General features: G+C 42.8%; 15 protein-coding genes. 4 read left to right on the plus strand and 11 right to left on the minus strand.

The window, feature by feature from the left end:
- Nucleotides 1–12: 12 nt before the first annotated feature.
- From ACUB3H_RS07900 to ACUB3H_RS07910, 3 genes are all read right to left on the minus strand, one after another.
- Nucleotides 13–2205: a peptidase U32 family protein gene (locus tag ACUB3H_RS07900; protein WP_459130132.1), complete on the minus strand. Its 2193-nt coding sequence runs from the start codon at nt 2203–2205 to the stop codon at nt 13–15.
- A complete protein-coding gene (locus ACUB3H_RS07905; RefSeq protein ID WP_459130133.1) occupies nt 2202–2372 on the minus strand; it encodes a hypothetical protein in 171 nt (56 codons plus the stop codon). The genes ACUB3H_RS07900 and ACUB3H_RS07905 overlap by 4 nt, the downstream gene beginning before the upstream one ends.
- A gap of 91 nt (nt 2373–2463) precedes the next feature.
- A complete protein-coding gene (locus ACUB3H_RS07910; RefSeq protein ID WP_459130134.1) occupies nt 2464–2955 on the minus strand; it encodes a DUF1836 domain-containing protein in 492 nt (163 codons plus the stop codon).
- Between the two features lie 102 nt (nt 2956–3057).
- On the opposite strand from ACUB3H_RS07910, the gene ACUB3H_RS07915 reads away from it, so the two are divergent.
- The gene (locus ACUB3H_RS07915; protein ID WP_459130135.1) at nt 3058–3357 is read left to right on the plus strand and encodes a hypothetical protein; all 300 of its coding nucleotides are present in this window, start codon (nt 3058–3060) and stop codon (nt 3355–3357) included.
- Here the strand turns inward: ACUB3H_RS07915 and ACUB3H_RS07920 are convergent.
- From ACUB3H_RS07920 to ACUB3H_RS07935, 4 genes are read right to left on the minus strand one after another with little or no spacing between them, the layout of a single operon-like run.
- The gene (locus tag ACUB3H_RS07920) at nt 3343–3741 is read right to left on the minus strand and encodes a response regulator transcription factor (protein ID WP_459130136.1); all 399 of its coding nucleotides are present in this window, start codon (nt 3739–3741) and stop codon (nt 3343–3345) included. The genes ACUB3H_RS07915 and ACUB3H_RS07920 overlap by 15 nt on opposite strands.
- Nucleotides 3742–3788: 47 nt before the next feature.
- Entirely contained in the window at nt 3789–4637 is an 849-nt protein-coding gene (locus ACUB3H_RS07925; RefSeq protein ID WP_459130137.1) for a 2-oxo acid dehydrogenase subunit E2, read from the minus strand.
- 23 nt (nt 4638–4660) lie between these two features.
- Nucleotides 4661–6223 carry an NAD(P)/FAD-dependent oxidoreductase gene (locus tag ACUB3H_RS07930; protein ID WP_459130138.1) on the minus strand — a complete coding sequence of 521 codons (1563 nt, stop codon included), beginning with the start codon at nt 6221–6223 and terminating at the stop codon, nt 4661–4663.
- Nucleotides 6220–7434 (minus strand): BaiN/RdsA family NAD(P)/FAD-dependent oxidoreductase, encoded by a 1215-nt coding sequence (locus ACUB3H_RS07935; RefSeq protein ID WP_459130139.1) that lies wholly within the window; start codon nt 7432–7434, stop codon nt 6220–6222. The genes ACUB3H_RS07930 and ACUB3H_RS07935 overlap by 4 nt, the downstream gene beginning before the upstream one ends.
- 246 nt (nt 7435–7680) lie before the next feature.
- Here ACUB3H_RS07935 and ACUB3H_RS07940 point away from each other — a divergent pair, with 246 nt between their 5' ends.
- A complete protein-coding gene (locus ACUB3H_RS07940) occupies nt 7681–8565 on the plus strand; it encodes a 4Fe-4S dicluster domain-containing protein (RefSeq protein WP_459130140.1) in 885 nt (294 codons plus the stop codon).
- Nucleotides 8566–8568: 3 nt separating this feature from the next.
- Entirely contained in the window at nt 8569–9450 is an 882-nt protein-coding gene (locus ACUB3H_RS07945) for a DMT family transporter (protein WP_459130141.1), read from the plus strand.
- 22 nt (nt 9451–9472) lie between these two features.
- Here the strand turns inward: ACUB3H_RS07945 and ACUB3H_RS07950 are convergent, their stop codons facing one another.
- The 4 genes from ACUB3H_RS07950 to ACUB3H_RS07965 all read right to left on the minus strand — a co-directional run bounded on the left by ACUB3H_RS07950 (nt 9473) and on the right by ACUB3H_RS07965 (nt 14611).
- Nucleotides 9473–10432, minus strand: a complete 960-nt coding sequence (locus tag ACUB3H_RS07950) for a LysR family transcriptional regulator (protein WP_459130142.1) — start codon at nt 10430–10432, stop codon at nt 9473–9475.
- Nucleotides 10433–10584: 152 nt separating this feature from the next.
- Nucleotides 10585–11865, minus strand: coding sequence for an amidohydrolase (locus tag ACUB3H_RS07955; RefSeq protein ID WP_459130143.1), 1281 nt, complete (start codon nt 11863–11865; stop codon nt 10585–10587).
- Nucleotides 11865–13331: an aminotransferase-like domain-containing protein gene (locus tag ACUB3H_RS07960; RefSeq protein ID WP_459130144.1), complete on the minus strand. Its 1467-nt coding sequence runs from the start codon at nt 13329–13331 to the stop codon at nt 11865–11867. The genes ACUB3H_RS07955 and ACUB3H_RS07960 overlap by 1 nt, the downstream gene beginning before the upstream one ends.
- Nucleotides 13331–14611 (minus strand): MFS transporter, encoded by a 1281-nt coding sequence (locus tag ACUB3H_RS07965; RefSeq protein ID WP_459130145.1) that lies wholly within the window; start codon nt 14609–14611, stop codon nt 13331–13333. The genes ACUB3H_RS07960 and ACUB3H_RS07965 overlap by 1 nt, the downstream gene beginning before the upstream one ends.
- A 309-nt stretch (nt 14612–14920) precedes the next feature.
- Here ACUB3H_RS07965 and ACUB3H_RS07970 point away from each other — a divergent pair, with 309 nt between their 5' ends.
- Nucleotides 14921–15769: a hypothetical protein gene (locus ACUB3H_RS07970; RefSeq protein WP_459130146.1), complete on the plus strand. Its 849-nt coding sequence runs from the start codon at nt 14921–14923 to the stop codon at nt 15767–15769.
- Nucleotides 15770–15794: the final 25 nt, after the last annotated feature.

The raw sequence follows: 15794 nt of genomic DNA on the forward strand, positions 1-15794 counted from the left end.
GGTATGTCCCTATTATTCTACCCCTTCTAGGTAGAAAGGTGACGTAAAAGTTTGTAATTGGGGCTCATTTATTTTCCTAAGCGTCTCTAAAACCTCGTCGTAGGACTCTGTCGTAAAGTGCAAGAGGAAGTTCTTGTAGCCCATTTTTTCTAATGTGTTACGTTCTGCTATGAGATTTATAGTCTCTTCGTGATATAAGTGATTTCTACAATACCTTGAGTGTTTTACATAGATCGTCTTTCCCATGCGGTCTATAAGGTTTTCTACACCTCTTCTACAGGGCCTTTCGCATGGAGTTCCCGTTTGATGAACGCAGTGCTCTGTGATCATTCCCTCTACTCTTCCGAAGAGTTTAATGTAGTGCTGTTCCTTTCCTTCGATTCGTTCGAGCTCTTCTCTTCTTAGCTCTTCACTGAGGACACTACCATCGAGGAATGGGTAGAGTTTCTTTCCTTCGGAATTCATCATTTGAAACTTTTCAGAGGCAATTTTTTCACCCTTCGCTTGAAGAAGGAGTGAGAGGTTGGAACTCACGACACCTCTAACGCCACGTTCGATGGCACCCAGGTAGTCTTTCATTTCTCTTCGAATGATACCACCGGAATAGAGGTAGTTCTCTTCTTTTATGTCTTCAAAGCTTAGGCTATCGGGATCTTGAAAGCTTGGGTCGATGGCGATGGGATAAGGGAATTTCTTTGCGGCTTCTAATTGCTTTTTCGTGCTAACGACGACAATCACATGTTCTTTAGGAAGCTTCTTTGGTTCGTCTATTTTAGACATTACATTTGCCGTTCGCCTTACCTTTGTCTTCTCTTCGAGCTTTTCTACGAACGATCGTCTCAGGTCGTTAAGGACCTTAACGGGAACAAAGGCATGATCTGTGGTGACTTCTTTTACAATAAGCTGAAAAGGCGTTTCAGAGCGCTTTTCGAGCTTCTCTTTAATCTGTTCTTCACTTAAGGGTGCGCGTTTCGCTTCTTCTGCGACGGGTCCTTCTAAGAATTCCTCTTCACTTTGAATTCTTATGGGCTTTCCTTTTAGAACCTCAACCTTCACCTCTACCTCGATCGCTCGTTCAAAGGGATTTTTTAGCATCTCATCGATTCTTCTCTTTTGTTCGATCGATGCATTCTTATAGACGACATCGCCTTCTTTTAAGCGGTTCGGGTAGACCTTGACGCGGTCACCTCTTTCGGCTCTTTCTATCTCTCTTCCGTTTCTCTCTAAGCGCTCTACGGTACTTCCATCGTCACGGTAAGCGATGCCGTCGAGCCGAGTGAGAGGCTTATCGAGTACGAGGAACCCACCTTTAACAGTACCTATGGGGATTCCCGTCTTCTTTTGCGTCTCACTCATGAGCGTATGATCGTGGATGCCTTCGAGGTAGTTATTCGTAAATTCTCCGCGTGAGAAAGCAAGTTGTAGCATAGAAGGGTCGGCGTCTTTTCCGTCGAGTAAGTCTCTATAGTAGCGTACGGCTTCATAGACGTACTCGGGAGAACGCATTCTTCCTTCAATTTTCGCACTCACGATACCGATTTCGTCGAGTTTTCGGATACCTTCCTTGACACTCAAATCCTTCGGTGAGAGGAGTGTTCCTACCTTACAACCTAGCTTGTATTCCAAGCGACAAGGCTGTGCACAGCGACCGCGGTTTGCGCTTCTCGGCCCAAAACCTGAGCTCATTAAACACTGACCACTGTAGCATATGCAAAGGGCACCTTGAATAAAGGCTTCGACCTCAACACCTGTCTTTACCATCTCTTCAAGTTCACCATAACTCAGTTCTCTTGAAGGAATGACGCGTTCAAAGCCTAGAAGCTTATAAAAACTTGCCGAGACGCTGTCGTGAATGGTCGCCTGGGTTGAAGCGTGAAGGGTGATCCCTTCAATCTCTAGGAGTCTATGAATTAAGCCTGGATCTGTGACGATAAAGGCATCGACTCCTAGTTCATAGAACTTCTTTACGTATTGAACGGCTTCCTCGAGCTCACTGTCCTTTAAAAGCGTATTGATCGCAACGTTTACCTTTACGCCATACTTATGGCAGTAATCGATCGATTCTTGAAGCTCTTCATCTTCAAAGTTTCCTGCAAAAGCGCGCGCCGAAAAGAGCCTACCTCCTAGATAGACCTCATCAGCACCTGCTTGTACAGCAGCGATCAGTTGTTCTTTTTTTCCTGCAGGAGCGAGGATTTTTATCATGCGAGCATTAGTCCTTCCACATTGAGCCACTTGGCAAAGAGGAGCTTTTCTAAGTAGATCTTAAGCGTATCTCTTTGTAATCTTGTTCCTACTTTGATGTAGACTGTAAATCCGTCTACCTCAAACGCTCTAAAGGGATGGTTGGAATCAGGTTTTCCTTCATACACGGAAGGAAGAGCTTGGGCGTTTCAACCACACGTTACCTTGACTTCAACCGATACCTCTTTAACCTTCTTCTTTTCTAGATAAGCTTTTGCTTCATCTGAAATGATGATCTTCATGTTCACCTCCATAGAGTACGAGTTCACTCATCTTTTTGTAGATATAGCTCTTCACAGCAAAGTGAAGGGCTATGTAAGAATTGGATTCCTCTTTTGAGGAGATCTCTTCAATCGCTTCAATAAGTAAGTTTCTAAAAAGTGAGTGGGTCTCTTCGGCACTGAGTGCCTGGAGGGTGTCTTTAATATCTTTAATCTCCTTTACGCTAAAGACTTGCTTTAGGCAGGCGATGATCATAAGGGATGTGAGGTGTTCTCTTTCGTAGCGCTTTCCGTTGGCACGAGGGAGGAGTCCTTCTTTCACGTAGTTATTGATCATGGCCCCCGTGAGATCGTTATCCTTGGTTCCTTCGACCTGGCAACGTCCTAGGTATTGGACGAGCTGGTCCATGTATAATTCGATATCTGGAAGGCGGTCCCATTCGCATGGGACGGATTCCTTTAATTTACTTTGAAATTCCTCGTGCGTCATATATTCCCCCTTTTCGAAAAGGATATCACAAAATAATTATTAGTACAATATGTGTGATCAGATATGCCATGATATAATATTGATTATCAGATAGGAGGATCTATGCAGACGATACACGTGTTGGGAGATTCTATCACAAAAGGCATCATCTTAAAAGATGGTCGCTATGAAATTCTTGAAACGAGCTTCATTTCTCAGTTAAAAAATGAAGGAATGGCGATTAAGAACTACTCTAATTTCGGCTGTACGGTAAAAAAAGGACTATCTAACTTCGAAAAGCACAAAGGAAAAATTCTCCCCGGTGATACCGTTGGGATCGAATTTGGCGGAAACGACTCGAACTTCGACTGGAAGAGTATCAATGACTCTTCCCGAAGAAAAGTCGATCTAAAAACACTCTAATTCAAAACGATCCTCTTCACTCTTCGTGCGCTTAAGCATGTTTTGAACCTTAGCGAGAAGAAGCCCTAAAGAATAAGGCTTTCCGATAAAGTCGTCTCCTCCTAAGCGGTAGCCTAGAAGCTGATCTTCTTCGGATACTCTTGCGCTGATAAAAAGGATCGGGATGTTCGAAGTTTTTCGAATGGCTTGGCAGAGTTCATAGCCACTTCCATCAGGGAGATTGATGTCTAGAAGAATTAAGGAGAAGGTATCTTCTTCGAGTGCTTGAAGTGCCTCCGTTTTAGAGGTGGCTGCCCTGGCAGAGACACCAGAATAGTTCATGTATTCCTTTGTACTTTGACAGAGTTCCCTTTCGTCATCAACGATCAATAAGTCATAGACCATTTTCTCTCCTTATTTAATATAAAAGAGCAGGCTATCCTGCTCTATCGTCATTCGATGTCTTCAACAATGGCTTCCAGTGGTTCTAGTAAGACGTTCGGGTCTGCTAAGAACTTCTTCGCCATCTTGAGTGATTTTCCTAAGTAGAAACCGTCACAGATTCTCTCATCTACGGTATAACCGATCTCAAGTGCTCGCTTCACTTCTACACCTTCTGGTGTTGCGATAGGAAGGAGCTCAGCCTGACCGATCGATACAAAGATACTCGTCGTTCCAACATTATAGAGATGGTGGTAGACGTAAGGCACCTTGATGCTCTTTAAGTAAGTTAAGTAGAAAGATGAGTGGAAGGGACTTACCTTTACGACAGATTCGGGCAATAGACCCGATCCATCGAGAAATATTAAGAAGTTTACCATGAAGCTCTTAATAAATCCTGGTAGGCGCATGATGGCATTGACGATCTTATCGACGTTTTCTGCCCCTTCTTCCGGTTTCATGCCTTCTTCAATGGCTTTCTGAACCGTTTCAGAAATCTCAATGATACTCTCTTTACCGGTAAATTCAAACTTGACGTTTGTCTCTTCCCCATCGTCACGTAGACCTCTTTTAATGACCATACTGATCTGAATGCCATGTCTAGCATAGATCTTTTGACCTAGGACGAAGCGGTTTAAATACGGTCTTAAAGCTAACGTACGGACATAGGCTGCGATGAAAACGTGTAAGTGATTTAAGCGGTGGCCTTTTTCATTTTGAATGCGAATAAATTCTTCAATAGGCTCGAGCTCAATCACTTCTTTCGCAAAGACCTGACAATCTGTACGACGTTTCATAAGGTAAGGAAATATCTTATTAAATGGTGGGATGGTTTTTATGATTCTGCCTTGTTTATTCATGGATTCTCCTAAGCCTATCCATCTTAGCACAAGGAACTGAACTCGGCAATGATACTTTCAGCAGCCTTTAACCCATCGACACAAGAGCTCATGATGCCCCCAGCGTGTCCTGCTCCCTCTCCTACGGGATAAATTCCTTGAATGTTACTCTCTAGCTTTTCGTTTCGTAGCATTCGGATGGGAGAAGAACTTCTCGATTCAACGCCAGTGAGAATGCTCTCGGGGTCCGAAAAGCCCCTTAGCTTTAGGTCTAAGAGAGGAAGGGCTGCACGAAGCGACTCATAGACAGGTTCTATGAAGAGATCCTTAAAGTCGACTCGTTTGACGCCCCTTGGGTAGGTTGGCTTAATGAAAGAGGTTGCAGAAGTGCTTCCCGTTAGTAGGTCTTGAGCTGTCATAAAGGGTGCTCTGTAGTCACCGCCTCCGAGTTCAAAGGCCTTTTTCTCTAACGCACGCTGAAAGTGGATACCAGAAAAGAGGTCGCTTCCGAAGTCTTTTTCATCGACGTTAACAAGGAGTGCGCTGTTGGCATTTTCTCCATTTCTCGCGTGATAGCTCATGCCGTTCGTTACGACTCTTCCCTCTTCACTCGTGGCTGCGACGACCTCTCCTCCTGGACACATGCAGAAGGAATAGACGGATCGCTTTCCTTCAATGTGCTGAACGAGAGAATAATCAGCTGCACCTAAGTACTTATGGAAGTCACCATACTGCGAGCGGTTAAGCTTTTCTTGTAGGTGTTCGATCCTTACTCCTACACTAAAGGGCTTATTGATCATCTCTAAGCCCCTCTTATGAAGCATAAAGAAGGTGTCTCGTGCACTGTGACCTAGGGCTAGGACTAAGACCTCTGTAGGAATGCGATTTCCATTAATAATGACTGCTTGAAGCTTTCCATTCTTTACTTCGATGTCTTGAAGTTCACTTCGAAAGTGCACTTCTCCACCGAAGGCTACAATTCTTTTTCGTAAGCGAATGACGACATCACGTAAGATGTCGGTACCAACGTGAGGTTTTGAAAGGTAGCGGATCTCTTCTGGAGCACCGCTTTCTATAAAGGAATTTAGAATGTAAGGGATTCGAGCGTCTTTAATCTGCGTTGTAAGCTTTCCGTCAGAAAAAGTCCCGGCTCCCCCTTCACCAAATTGAATATTACTTTTCGTATCTAAGATCCCTGTACGTTCAAAGGCTTCGATGGCCTTCACTCGTTCTTCGACGCTATCGCCTTGTTCAAAGAGGATCGGTTGATAACCGCGTTCAGAAAGTTTGAGCGCAGCAAAAAGACCACTGGGGCCAGCGCCAATGATCACGGGACGACTTGAAAGAATGCGCTCTCCAGAGGGAACTTCTTTGTATTCATAAGGAGATACTTCGCTAAAGCGTTCTCTTCCCTTATTCTTTGTATCGACGTCAAGCGTATAGACAAAGCGGACGTCGCTCTTGTCTCTCGCATCGATCGACTTTTTATGAATCGTAAAGGGAGCGAGCCTATGAAGTTTTCCTTTTAAAAGGTCTTCAAGGGACTTTTCTTCTCCTCGTTCAAAAAGCTTATCGACACGAACAGAAAGATTTGGAATTCTTATCATTCTCTTCCTGCTCCCATGGATGCGACAAAGGCACTAGACCAAGCCCATTGGAGGTTAAAACCACCACTTCTTCCGTCGACATCTAAGACCTCTCCTGTAATAAAGAGGCCATCTAAAAACTTACTTTCAAGGGTCGAGGTCACTTCTTTTAGAGGAATTCCTCCCCCCGTAACTTGTGCACTCTTAAAGCCCTTGGTGCCTTTTACACGAAAGTCTCTTCGCTTTAAGTAACCGATGATACCGCTTAGTTCCTCATCACTTAAGGAATGCACCGGGCGGTATTTATCGAGTGCTAGTTCTTTTAAGATGACTCCAGAAACCTTCTTATGAACGAGTCCAAGTAAGAAGCTTTCTACAGGTTTTAAAGAAAGTTCTTCACGGCGTCTTTCAAGGATCAAGCGGAGTTCTTCTTCTGTATAGCGAGCATAGAGGTCGACTCGAATAATCGAGGAGTCTCCCTGGTTCATACGGCGTGCTACGGTTCTAGAAAGCTGTAGAACAGGAGGGCCGCTAATGCCATAGTTTGTAAAGAGAATATCTCCCTCTTCCTTTTCGAGCACTTTATCGTCTTCAACGAGCGATACCTCGCCCTTGATCTTTACACCGTCTAGGAAGGGAAAGTGATCGCCTTCAAGCATGAGTTGCACGAGCGATGGATAGATCGAATGTACACTGTGCCCGAGCTCTTCTAAAATCTTATAACTCTCTCCGTCAGAGCCACTTTGGGGCATGGCTTTTCCACCCACGGAAAAGATGACGCGGTCAAAGAGTTCTTCTTTTTCTTCCGTTACGACTAAGATGCCACGCTTATGCTTTTTAAGTGCCTTCACCTCAGTATTTGTGAGAATGTTGACGTCTCGATCGAGGGCTTCAAAGCGAAGGATATCTAAAATGGATGAAGCCTGTTCACTTTGAGGGAAAAGCTTTCCATTTTCTTCTTCACGAGGTTCTACACCGAGGCTTCGAAAGAGATCGATCGCTTGCTCCGGTGAGAATGCTTCTAAGACCGACTTTAGTTTTTCAGGGTCATCGGTATGATAATCCTTACAGCTTGCAAAGCGGTTGGTGTAATTACAACGGCCATTACCAGTCGTAAGAAGTTTCTTACCGACACGGTCATTTTTTTCATAGAGGACTACTTGATGGTCCAAAGAACAGAGGATCGAAGCAAAGAGTCCACTTGCTCCTCCTCCTACAATTGCAATTTTCATACTGCCTCCACCTTGATTATAACAAAAATCGAGAGACATAACTTTTTCTAAAATTTCTTGCTTCTTTTTTTCTGAAAGAAGGGATGCAATGCCTTAGTATCCTTTTCACGCGAACTAGTAGCGTGTTCAACAAATACACAGAATATGCCTTATAATCAATGCCTACAGAGAATTCTAATACTACACATAACCGCTTCTTTCTGCTATAATAAATACATATTAGAATACATAAAAGGAGCCACGAAAATGGATCGAGTCGTTTCTGCTTCCGAAGTGAAGCGTTTAAAAGGATTAGGATTTCTGAAAGACAAGCGCTACCCAAACATCTTTAATGTCCGCGTCATCACGAGAAATGGAAAGATCACAGCGAAGGAACAAAAGATTATCGCAGAAGCAGCAGAGAAATTTGGTTCCGGTGAAATTGCTCTAACGACGCGCCTTACGATGGAGATTCAAGGTGTGCCATACGAAAAGAGTGAAGAGATCATCGCATTCTTAAAAGAGCACGATCTAGAAACAGGTGGTACGGGAGCCCTCGTACGTCCCGTCGTAAGCTGTAAAGGTACGACCTGCCAGTACGGTCTCTACGACACCTACGAATTGAGTGAATCGATTCATAACCGCTTTTATAAAGGTTACAGGGAAACAAAGCTTCCCCATAAGTTTAAGATCGGTGTGGGAGGATGCCCGAATAACTGCATCAAGCCGGACTTAAACGACTTTGGTATCATGGGACAACGCTTTGTAAAGCCAGACCTTGAAAAGTGCAGGGGTTGTAATGTATGTCAAGTGCAAGTGGCATGTCCTGTGAAGGCTTGTGAAGTAAAAGAAGGAAAGCTTTCAATCGATGAAGAAAAGTGCATTCGCTGTGGAAGGTGCTTTAAGAAGTGTCCTTTTGGCGTCATCGAACAAGCGACACCAGGTTTTAAGGTCTTCATCGGAGGACGCTGGGGAAAGAAAGTAAACCAAGGAATTCCTCTAAAGAAGGTTTTCTTTAGTAAAGAAGAAGTAGAAAAAGCGATCGAAAAGACGCTAGATGTATATATGAAGGAGGGAAAACCAGGAGAACGCTTCCGCGAAACCATTGATCGCGTAGGCTTCGAACACATTCAAGAACAAATTCTGGAGTAAATTATGAAAAAAATTGGTTTTATTTACGCCATACTTTCAGCTCTTATCTATGGCGTAATGCCACTTATGACCAAGGGCATCAGTAGCTTTGGAGCAGATCCCATCTCGATCAGTGTCTTTCGCATGGGAATCCTCCTTCCGCTCATGTACGTACTATGTCGCTTTGTCTTCCGCTACGACATAAGGGTCAAGAGAAAAGAGATCATCCCGCTCGTTTTAGGAGGAATCTTTTTAGCCTCAACAAACATCCTCGTCTACTCGTCTTACAGGTACATTAGTAGTGGCGCAACGACGGCCATTCACTTTATGTATCCCGTGCTTATCTTTATCGCAACGAGTGTACTTCTAAAGGATAAGCCCACGAAAGCCGAGCTCTTTTCGATTCTCCTCTGTACCCTCGGAATCATCTTTATCTATGACTTTAAAAACGCCTTAGACATCAGAGGTTTCCTCTTTGCAGCACTTTCAGCCTGCACCTACACGACGTATTCGATCATTATCGATAAGTCCTCTGTAAAGCACTACGAGCCTTTAAAGCTTGCGATGTACTTAAATATCTTTGGAGCGATGACAGGAATCTTCTTTGCTTACACGGTGGGAGAAGGTCTCTACACGAGCTTTAAGGGAATGCAATGGGTATACCTCATTCTCTTTGCACTCGCTTTAACGTTAGGTGCAACGTACCTCTATCAACTTGCAGTGAATAAGATTGGTTCCAAGCTCACATCGATGTTGAGTACCCTTGAACCCATCACTTCTTTAATCGTCGGTACACTCGTACTTAAGGAAGCACTGTCACCACTACAATTCTTAGCAGCAGCTTGTATCCTCGTTTCCACTGTACTCTTAGTTACAAGCTCGATGAAAACACCTAAAGAAAGCTAAAAGGCAAGTCGTAATGACTTGCCTACCTTTTTCCCCACATCTTCGATTCCTTTATGAGTTCTTCATAAAAGGCCGAAAAGGCTTTCGAACGATAATTATTCTTTAACATCATAAGACCCGTAATCCAAGGAAATACTGGATCCTTGAGTTCAATCATCTTTACATCATCTGAAGCAAAGCGCTTTAAGAGAAGCGATGGAAGAATCGTGACTCCATAGTTTAACCCAACAAGTTCAATGAGAAAGTTCCATTGGCTACTTGTAACCTTAACGTTGGGATCAAAGCCAGCCTTCTTACAAAGGCGAAGAATGTGATCATGGATCGTAAAGTCTTCAGAGAGAAGTAAGAAAGATTCGTCTTTAAGATCCTTGATGCTCACACTCTTTTTAGAAGCAAGAGGATGATCTTTAGATACTGCAAGAACATGCTTGGACCTAAAGATCTCTAAAAGTTCCACCTCATCATCACTCTTTGTAGGATGCTCAAAGTCTAGCATGATGAGACCAAGGTCGATGGAGCCTTTTAAGATCTCTTCTTTAATCGATTCACCTGGGATCTCAACGAGCTCTAAGTGAATGGAGGGATGACTCTCAGTGAAGCGAGTGAAGAGCCCAGGAAGGAAGATGGATCCTTGAATGTCAGGAATTCCAAAGCGAACACTTCCACTTTCTCCGATAATGAGGTCATCGAGTTTTAAGAGATCGAGATCGAGTTGCTTTAAAAGATTTGAGCCATAGTCGTATAATTGCTTTCCTTCGCTCGTAAGTCTTAATCTACGACCCGTGCGATCTACAAGCTTACACTGAAAACGTTGTTCAAGACTCTTAATGGCACGTGAGAGGCCTGGTTGACTAATGCCTAAGACTTCTGCAGCCTGAGTAAAACTCATGTGCTTACAGAACTCTACGAAGTACATCACATGGTCAATATTGATCTTATCGCTAATGCGATTCTCTGCAACTTTCTTTGATACTTTACTCATGGTTCTCCCCTATTCTATGTGTGTTTATAAATGTTGGCTCTATTTTATCACAGTGAACGGAATAAATGTACAAATTGAAAAGAATGTGAACAAAGTGTTGAAAAAGTAACGAGCTGGAGGTCGACAAAAAAGAGCCTTTCGGCTCTTTTCCGTTATCCATGGAGTTCTTTTAGTGCATGTAAGCAGACCTCTACAGTCGGTGCTAAACAACCTTCATCAAAATCAAAGCGGTTATTATGCACTGGTTCTGTCGTATCTGCTCCTATACCAAAGTAAGTTCCTATGCCACCGTTTTGTTGTACCTTTGTAATCATTACGGTAGCATCATCTGTTCCTCCGACATTCCCTTCAAAGTAGACGGTTTTAAACCAATCGACTTTCTTTGCAGCACGTTCAATGACTTTCATCATTTCATCGTCGCTCTTTCCTGCAGGAACCTCTCCCCAATCGACGATGTTCATCTTGAGATCGTAGGCGATTCGTGTCCCTTCTAGGATATCCATGATTCTCTTTCCTGCGTATTCACTGATCTGTGGTGTCTGTCCGCGGTACTCGATCTTCATTAAAGCGTTTGGAGCGATCGTATTGGCGACGACTCCTGCATGTATTTCACCGACATTCACTCGGCATAATCCTGCTTCGTGCGGTGCAATAGAATGAATGTTTAAGGCAGCAGAGCAGGCTGCAAGTAATGCATTTTTTCCTTCTTGTGAGGCACCACAAGGATGAGCTGCTCTGCCCTCAAACATTACATCGAGTTGTCTATCACTTAAGAAGTCCTTACAACCACACGCTAAGGTGTTGGAAGGAAGGGGTTCATTGTTTGCACTCAATGCAATATGCATTGTGATCATGTTCTTGACATCGTCAAGGTGACCTTTATCGACGATCGACTGAGCCCCATTAAAGCGCTCTTCTGCCGGCTGGAAGATGAGTTTGATCTTTCCCTTGATCGATGGTTCAATCTCTTTTAAACGCTCAGCCAAGGAGAGTCCGATGGCTGTATGGCCATCGTGGGCACAGGCATGCACACGCTCTTCGTGGGTCGAGATGTAATCTTCATCAAAGGGACGAAAGCCCTTTTCTTTAGGTTCTTCATAAGGTAAGCAGTCGATATCGAAGCGAAAGGCTGTCACAGGACCTTCTCGTTTTGTATCAAAGATCGCAATGACACCGGGGTAACCCTCCGTTCTTTTAACGAACTCGGGGTCTGCACCTTCTCGTACAGCCTGTTCCATTCTTTCTTTCTTCTCTTCTTCAGAAAGCACCCCTAGATTTCCTATGGTTTCTACATTGACAACGTCTTTACCCATGAGTACTTCATAACCCATTTGTGTGAGTATCTCTGCAATTCTTGCACTCGTTCGAAACTCCTCCCAACCGAGTTCTGGGTATTTATGAAATTCTCTTCGGTAGGCAATAATTTGATCCATTAAACGTCCTTTCCTCTAGAAGCATCCATCGCTTCTCCGAGAAGCTTGATTCCCGTTTCTATTTCTTCATCTGTCACATTGGAAAAGCAGAGCCTTAAGTGACCTTCGCCCTTTGGTGCTTTTTTATAAAAGAGAAAACCTGGCATGATGAGAACGCCTCTCTTCTTCGCTTCTTCATAGAGTGTACGTTCTGAAATTTCCTTATCTAACGTACACCATAGAAGTACGCCACCTTTTGGCTTTCTGTAGGTGATCCCCTTCTCTTTGATTCGATCTAAGGCTCTACATAAGGAATCTCTCTTTTTCTTGTAGTGCTGAGCGAGTTTTTCCGTATGTTCTCTCCATAGGCCACTTTCAATGTATTCGTTCAGTAAAAAGTCTCCGATATTATCAATCGTAATCTCGTCGAGAGAAACGAGTACTCCAAGCATTTTTACAAAGTCTGTCGGTCCTACAACGTATCCTGTTTTAATGCCATAAGGAAAGACCATTGTAAAGGAATCGATGTAGATGACAGACTTATAGCGATCTAAGGTATAAAGGCTTGGTATCCTTTCGTCAGAGTAGCGAAAATCCCGTTGTGAATCCTCTTCAATGATCGGAATTCCATAGTCATTGGCGATCGAAAGAAGTTTCATTCTCTTTTCTAGGCTCATGACGATTCCTGTAGGATTGTGGAAATTGGGAAGCGAATAGATAAACTTTGGCTTATGTGCTTTCAAAAGTTCTTCTAGGGCACGCATGTCCATACCATCCTCTTCCATAGGAACCGTTAGCACCTCTAGCCCCTTATTTTGTAAGATCGAAACGATGTCCGGTAGAACGGGTTCTTCTACTACAATGCTGTCGCCTTCTCGCATATAAAGCGTCGTAATACAATTTAGAGCTTTACTCGTTTCACAGACGAGTTCTATATTAGAAGGCTTTACGTACATATTTTCTTGACGAAGGATTTCACAGATATTCTTTTTTGTTCTCTCTGTTTCATCTAAGTCGATTAAAGGAATATTTCCTCTACTGTCCTTTTTTACGAGCCTTCGTACGATCTCTTCCATCCTCTCCACAGGAAACGTCTGAGGACTCATCTTTATTCCAGCAAAAGAGATAAAACGGTCGCTGTACGTATCAGAGAAGATGTCCATAAAAAGCTTAGCGTGCTGATCGTATTCATAGATGATACGCTGCTCCAAGGGGAAGAATCGATTGACGAAGTTATCTTCTTCTGGAACATCGATAAAGTATCCCTTAGGAGCCGTTCGGTAGACTGTCATGAGGCCTTCTGTAATGAGGTAGCTGTAGGCTTTTATGACGGTGTTACGATGGACACCTAACTCTTGAGCTAGCTTTCTTTCAGCAGGCATTTTAAAGCCATGAACGAGTTCCTGGCGCTGTAACATATCTTTTATGGCAAAGGCAATTTGTAAATAATAAGGCGTTTTACTCGACTTATCTATGGTTATATTCATTATTCTTTCGTTTCAAGCGCTTGTGCTTTTTCTCTTTCTTTGTACTTCTTTAAATACTTATCCCAAACGCGTACCATAATAAACCCAATGACCATAATAATCGTAATACCGATGAACATGATTCGGTATCCTTCGTCTTTATAGACGTCTAGGAGTTGGCCACTTACGAGTGGTACGAGCATTTCTGGAAGGTAACCTAAAGTACATACGATACCGATGGCAGTACCAGCGAGCTTTAGTGGAATTCCACCCTCTTCCATCATGGAGAATACGAGACTATATCCACCGTACATACCGATGTAGACTAAGATACAAAGAATTGTAAAGAGAGTAGAGCTCATGTTTGGAAGAACGATCATGAGAAGTGTTCCAATGGCCATCATAGAGAAGGTCACATAGAGAACCTTAGAACGTCCAAACTTGTCACCGACAATACCACCGCCAAAGGAAGCTAATGGTCTTACATATTGAGCTGCAACAGTGATAAAGGCACCCGCTGCTGCAGCCATTCCAAAGCGACTCGTAGCATAAGGTGTGAAGTAATAGAAGGCGATGTTCATGACGTAAGTACAGCATAGAATTGCAGAAAGAATCCACACTGCTGGAAGCTTTAGAACTTGACCAACGTGCTTAAGGGTGATCCTTTCATGCTCTTCGTTCTCTACCTTAGGAGCATTCTTCTCGGCTTTATTTAACAAGAGATAAACAAGAATTCCAAGAACAACAGCAATGACCGAGTAATATGTAATAACTCCATTGAGTCCACCGATATCTCCACTCACTTTACTGAAGTAAGCAAAGATCGCTACAATGAGCGTTCCGTCAATGGCATAGACGATACCACGACCACCATCCATAAATCCATAAGCTTTACTCTGTTCGTTTTCGTTTGCAATCTCACGAAGACTCTTTAAAAGGGATGGCCAGAAAGCAAAGAGAGATGTAAGTCCCCACATCGAATAAATTGCTAGAAGCATGGTGTAGTTAGGATTCATTAAGTGTAAGAAGCCACCCACACCGGTTAGAATGAGAGAAATACTCATGAGAATCTTAGGCGGTACCATGTCTGCTACGACACCACCAAAGAGGTAAGAAATCATACCGAAGACACCAAACATTGCACCAAACATACCCATTTGCGTGTTGGTTAGGTTGTAGGCACTGAGGTAAGCATCATAGAAATAACTTCTAAAGTACGGTAAGCCGTAAATCATGGCACCTGCGATTGTAATAACAATCAACGTAAAAAAGTTCTTTTTGAGCTTAGAGTTAGAATCCATCAAGTCCTCCTTAATCGAGTTTTTGTTCAGATTTGAAACAATTGTACCATAGGGTAATTTTATAAAAAGTACCAAAAGGACAGGAAAAAAGGCCTCTACCGTAGTCCAAAATCAGATATTTTTTCTAACTAATTGTTTCTAAAATGATCTGATACATTGTTTTTAAGCACGTTCAAGTCATTAATTTTCCATAAAAAATAGGCGTTTCACACTTTTATAGAGGAGGTAAAAATCTATACTATATAACCTAGACTTAACCCAGCTATTAAGTAAGCTTGCTATACTAGAACAAACTAAAGGAGATGACTTATGAAAAATAAAATCTTAGTACTTCTATTAGCTTTTGTACTCCTTCTCTCTGCTTGTTCTACTCCAAGTAAACCAGCAGAAGGTGAAACACCAAAGGAAAATACAACGACAACACCGCAAGAACAGAAGCCACAAGAAAAGAAAAAAGGTATGGACGAGTACGAAAAGACCGCAGACGGCTTCTTTATTACAGACTATTTCACGTACATCACAAATCTTCCAAAGACAGATCGCACAACAAAAATCCAAGTAAAGGACGTCGAAGGCATGGGCTTTCCGATGTCCCTACAAGAATACATGAATAAGTATAAGAAGGTTAAAATCGACCGCCAATACGTAAGAGATGATAACGGTGGTGAGCCTTTAGTCGATACCTCCATTGAAGGGCTTCTAAAAACCTTCTACGAGAAGTACAAAGAGACTGAGGTAAGTATTGATGCTGTACTAGCAGATGATCCTCAAAGTCCCTTATTTAGTGCGACTCAACCGCTATTCAAATTCTTCGACATCGATAAAGAACCAAATACGAAGAACTATGAAATCTTATTAATGTCCGAAGATTTCGGCGAACTGACACAAGCTGAGATAAAGGAAATGATCGACGGATTCGGTAAACCAGATAGAATCTTTTTAAAAGATGTTGTTGGAAGACAAAAGAATTTCGTAGATCAATCGTTCCTTCTCGTTTATGATTACGGGGACTACTACTTTGATTTAAAAGTAGTTGCAAACACGCGATTTGATGAGCAAGAAAACACTTTATTTTTGTTTAGTGCATCACAGTGTACTCCAGAAGTTTTTGAACAATTATTGAGTTCAAGTTATAAGGATTATATAGAACTTAAGTAGGAAAAGGTAAAGACTGAACCTCGAG

Source organism: Guggenheimella bovis (assembly GCF_054492335.1).

Excerpts from the sequence above, each read along its gene's own strand:
- ACUB3H_RS07920 (WP_459130136.1), bottom strand. The coding sequence starts at position 3,741 with ATGGTCTATGACTTATTGATCGTTGATGACGAAAGGGAACTCTGTCAA.
- ACUB3H_RS07950 (WP_459130142.1), bottom strand. The coding sequence starts at position 10,432 with ATGAGTAAAGTATCAAAGAAAGTTGCAGAGAATCGCATTAGCGATAAG.
- ACUB3H_RS07925 (WP_459130137.1), bottom strand. The coding sequence starts at position 4,637 with ATGAATAAACAAGGCAGAATCATAAAAACCATCCCACCATTTAATAAG.
- ACUB3H_RS07935 (WP_459130139.1), bottom strand. The coding sequence starts at position 7,434 with ATGAAAATTGCAATTGTAGGAGGAGGAGCAAGTGGACTCTTTGCTTCG.
- ACUB3H_RS07930 (WP_459130138.1), bottom strand. The coding sequence starts at position 6,223 with ATGATAAGAATTCCAAATCTTTCTGTTCGTGTCGATAAGCTTTTTGAA.
- ACUB3H_RS07970 (WP_459130146.1), top strand. The coding sequence starts at position 14,921 with ATGAAAAATAAAATCTTAGTACTTCTATTAGCTTTTGTACTCCTTCTC.
- ACUB3H_RS07955 (WP_459130143.1), bottom strand. The coding sequence starts at position 11,865 with ATGGATCAAATTATTGCCTACCGAAGAGAATTTCATAAATACCCAGAA.
- ACUB3H_RS07945 (WP_459130141.1), top strand. The coding sequence starts at position 8,569 with ATGAAAAAAATTGGTTTTATTTACGCCATACTTTCAGCTCTTATCTAT.
- ACUB3H_RS07900 (WP_459130132.1), bottom strand. The coding sequence starts at position 2,205 with ATGATAAAAATCCTCGCTCCTGCAGGAAAAAAAGAACAACTGATCGCT.
- ACUB3H_RS07965 (WP_459130145.1), bottom strand. The coding sequence starts at position 14,611 with ATGGATTCTAACTCTAAGCTCAAAAAGAACTTTTTTACGTTGATTGTT.
- ACUB3H_RS07940 (WP_459130140.1), top strand. The coding sequence starts at position 7,681 with ATGGATCGAGTCGTTTCTGCTTCCGAAGTGAAGCGTTTAAAAGGATTA.
- ACUB3H_RS07915 (WP_459130135.1), top strand. The coding sequence starts at position 3,058 with ATGCAGACGATACACGTGTTGGGAGATTCTATCACAAAAGGCATCATC.
- ACUB3H_RS07960 (WP_459130144.1), bottom strand. The coding sequence starts at position 13,331 with ATGAATATAACCATAGATAAGTCGAGTAAAACGCCTTATTATTTACAA.
- ACUB3H_RS07910 (WP_459130134.1), bottom strand. The coding sequence starts at position 2,955 with ATGACGCACGAGGAATTTCAAAGTAAATTAAAGGAATCCGTCCCATGC.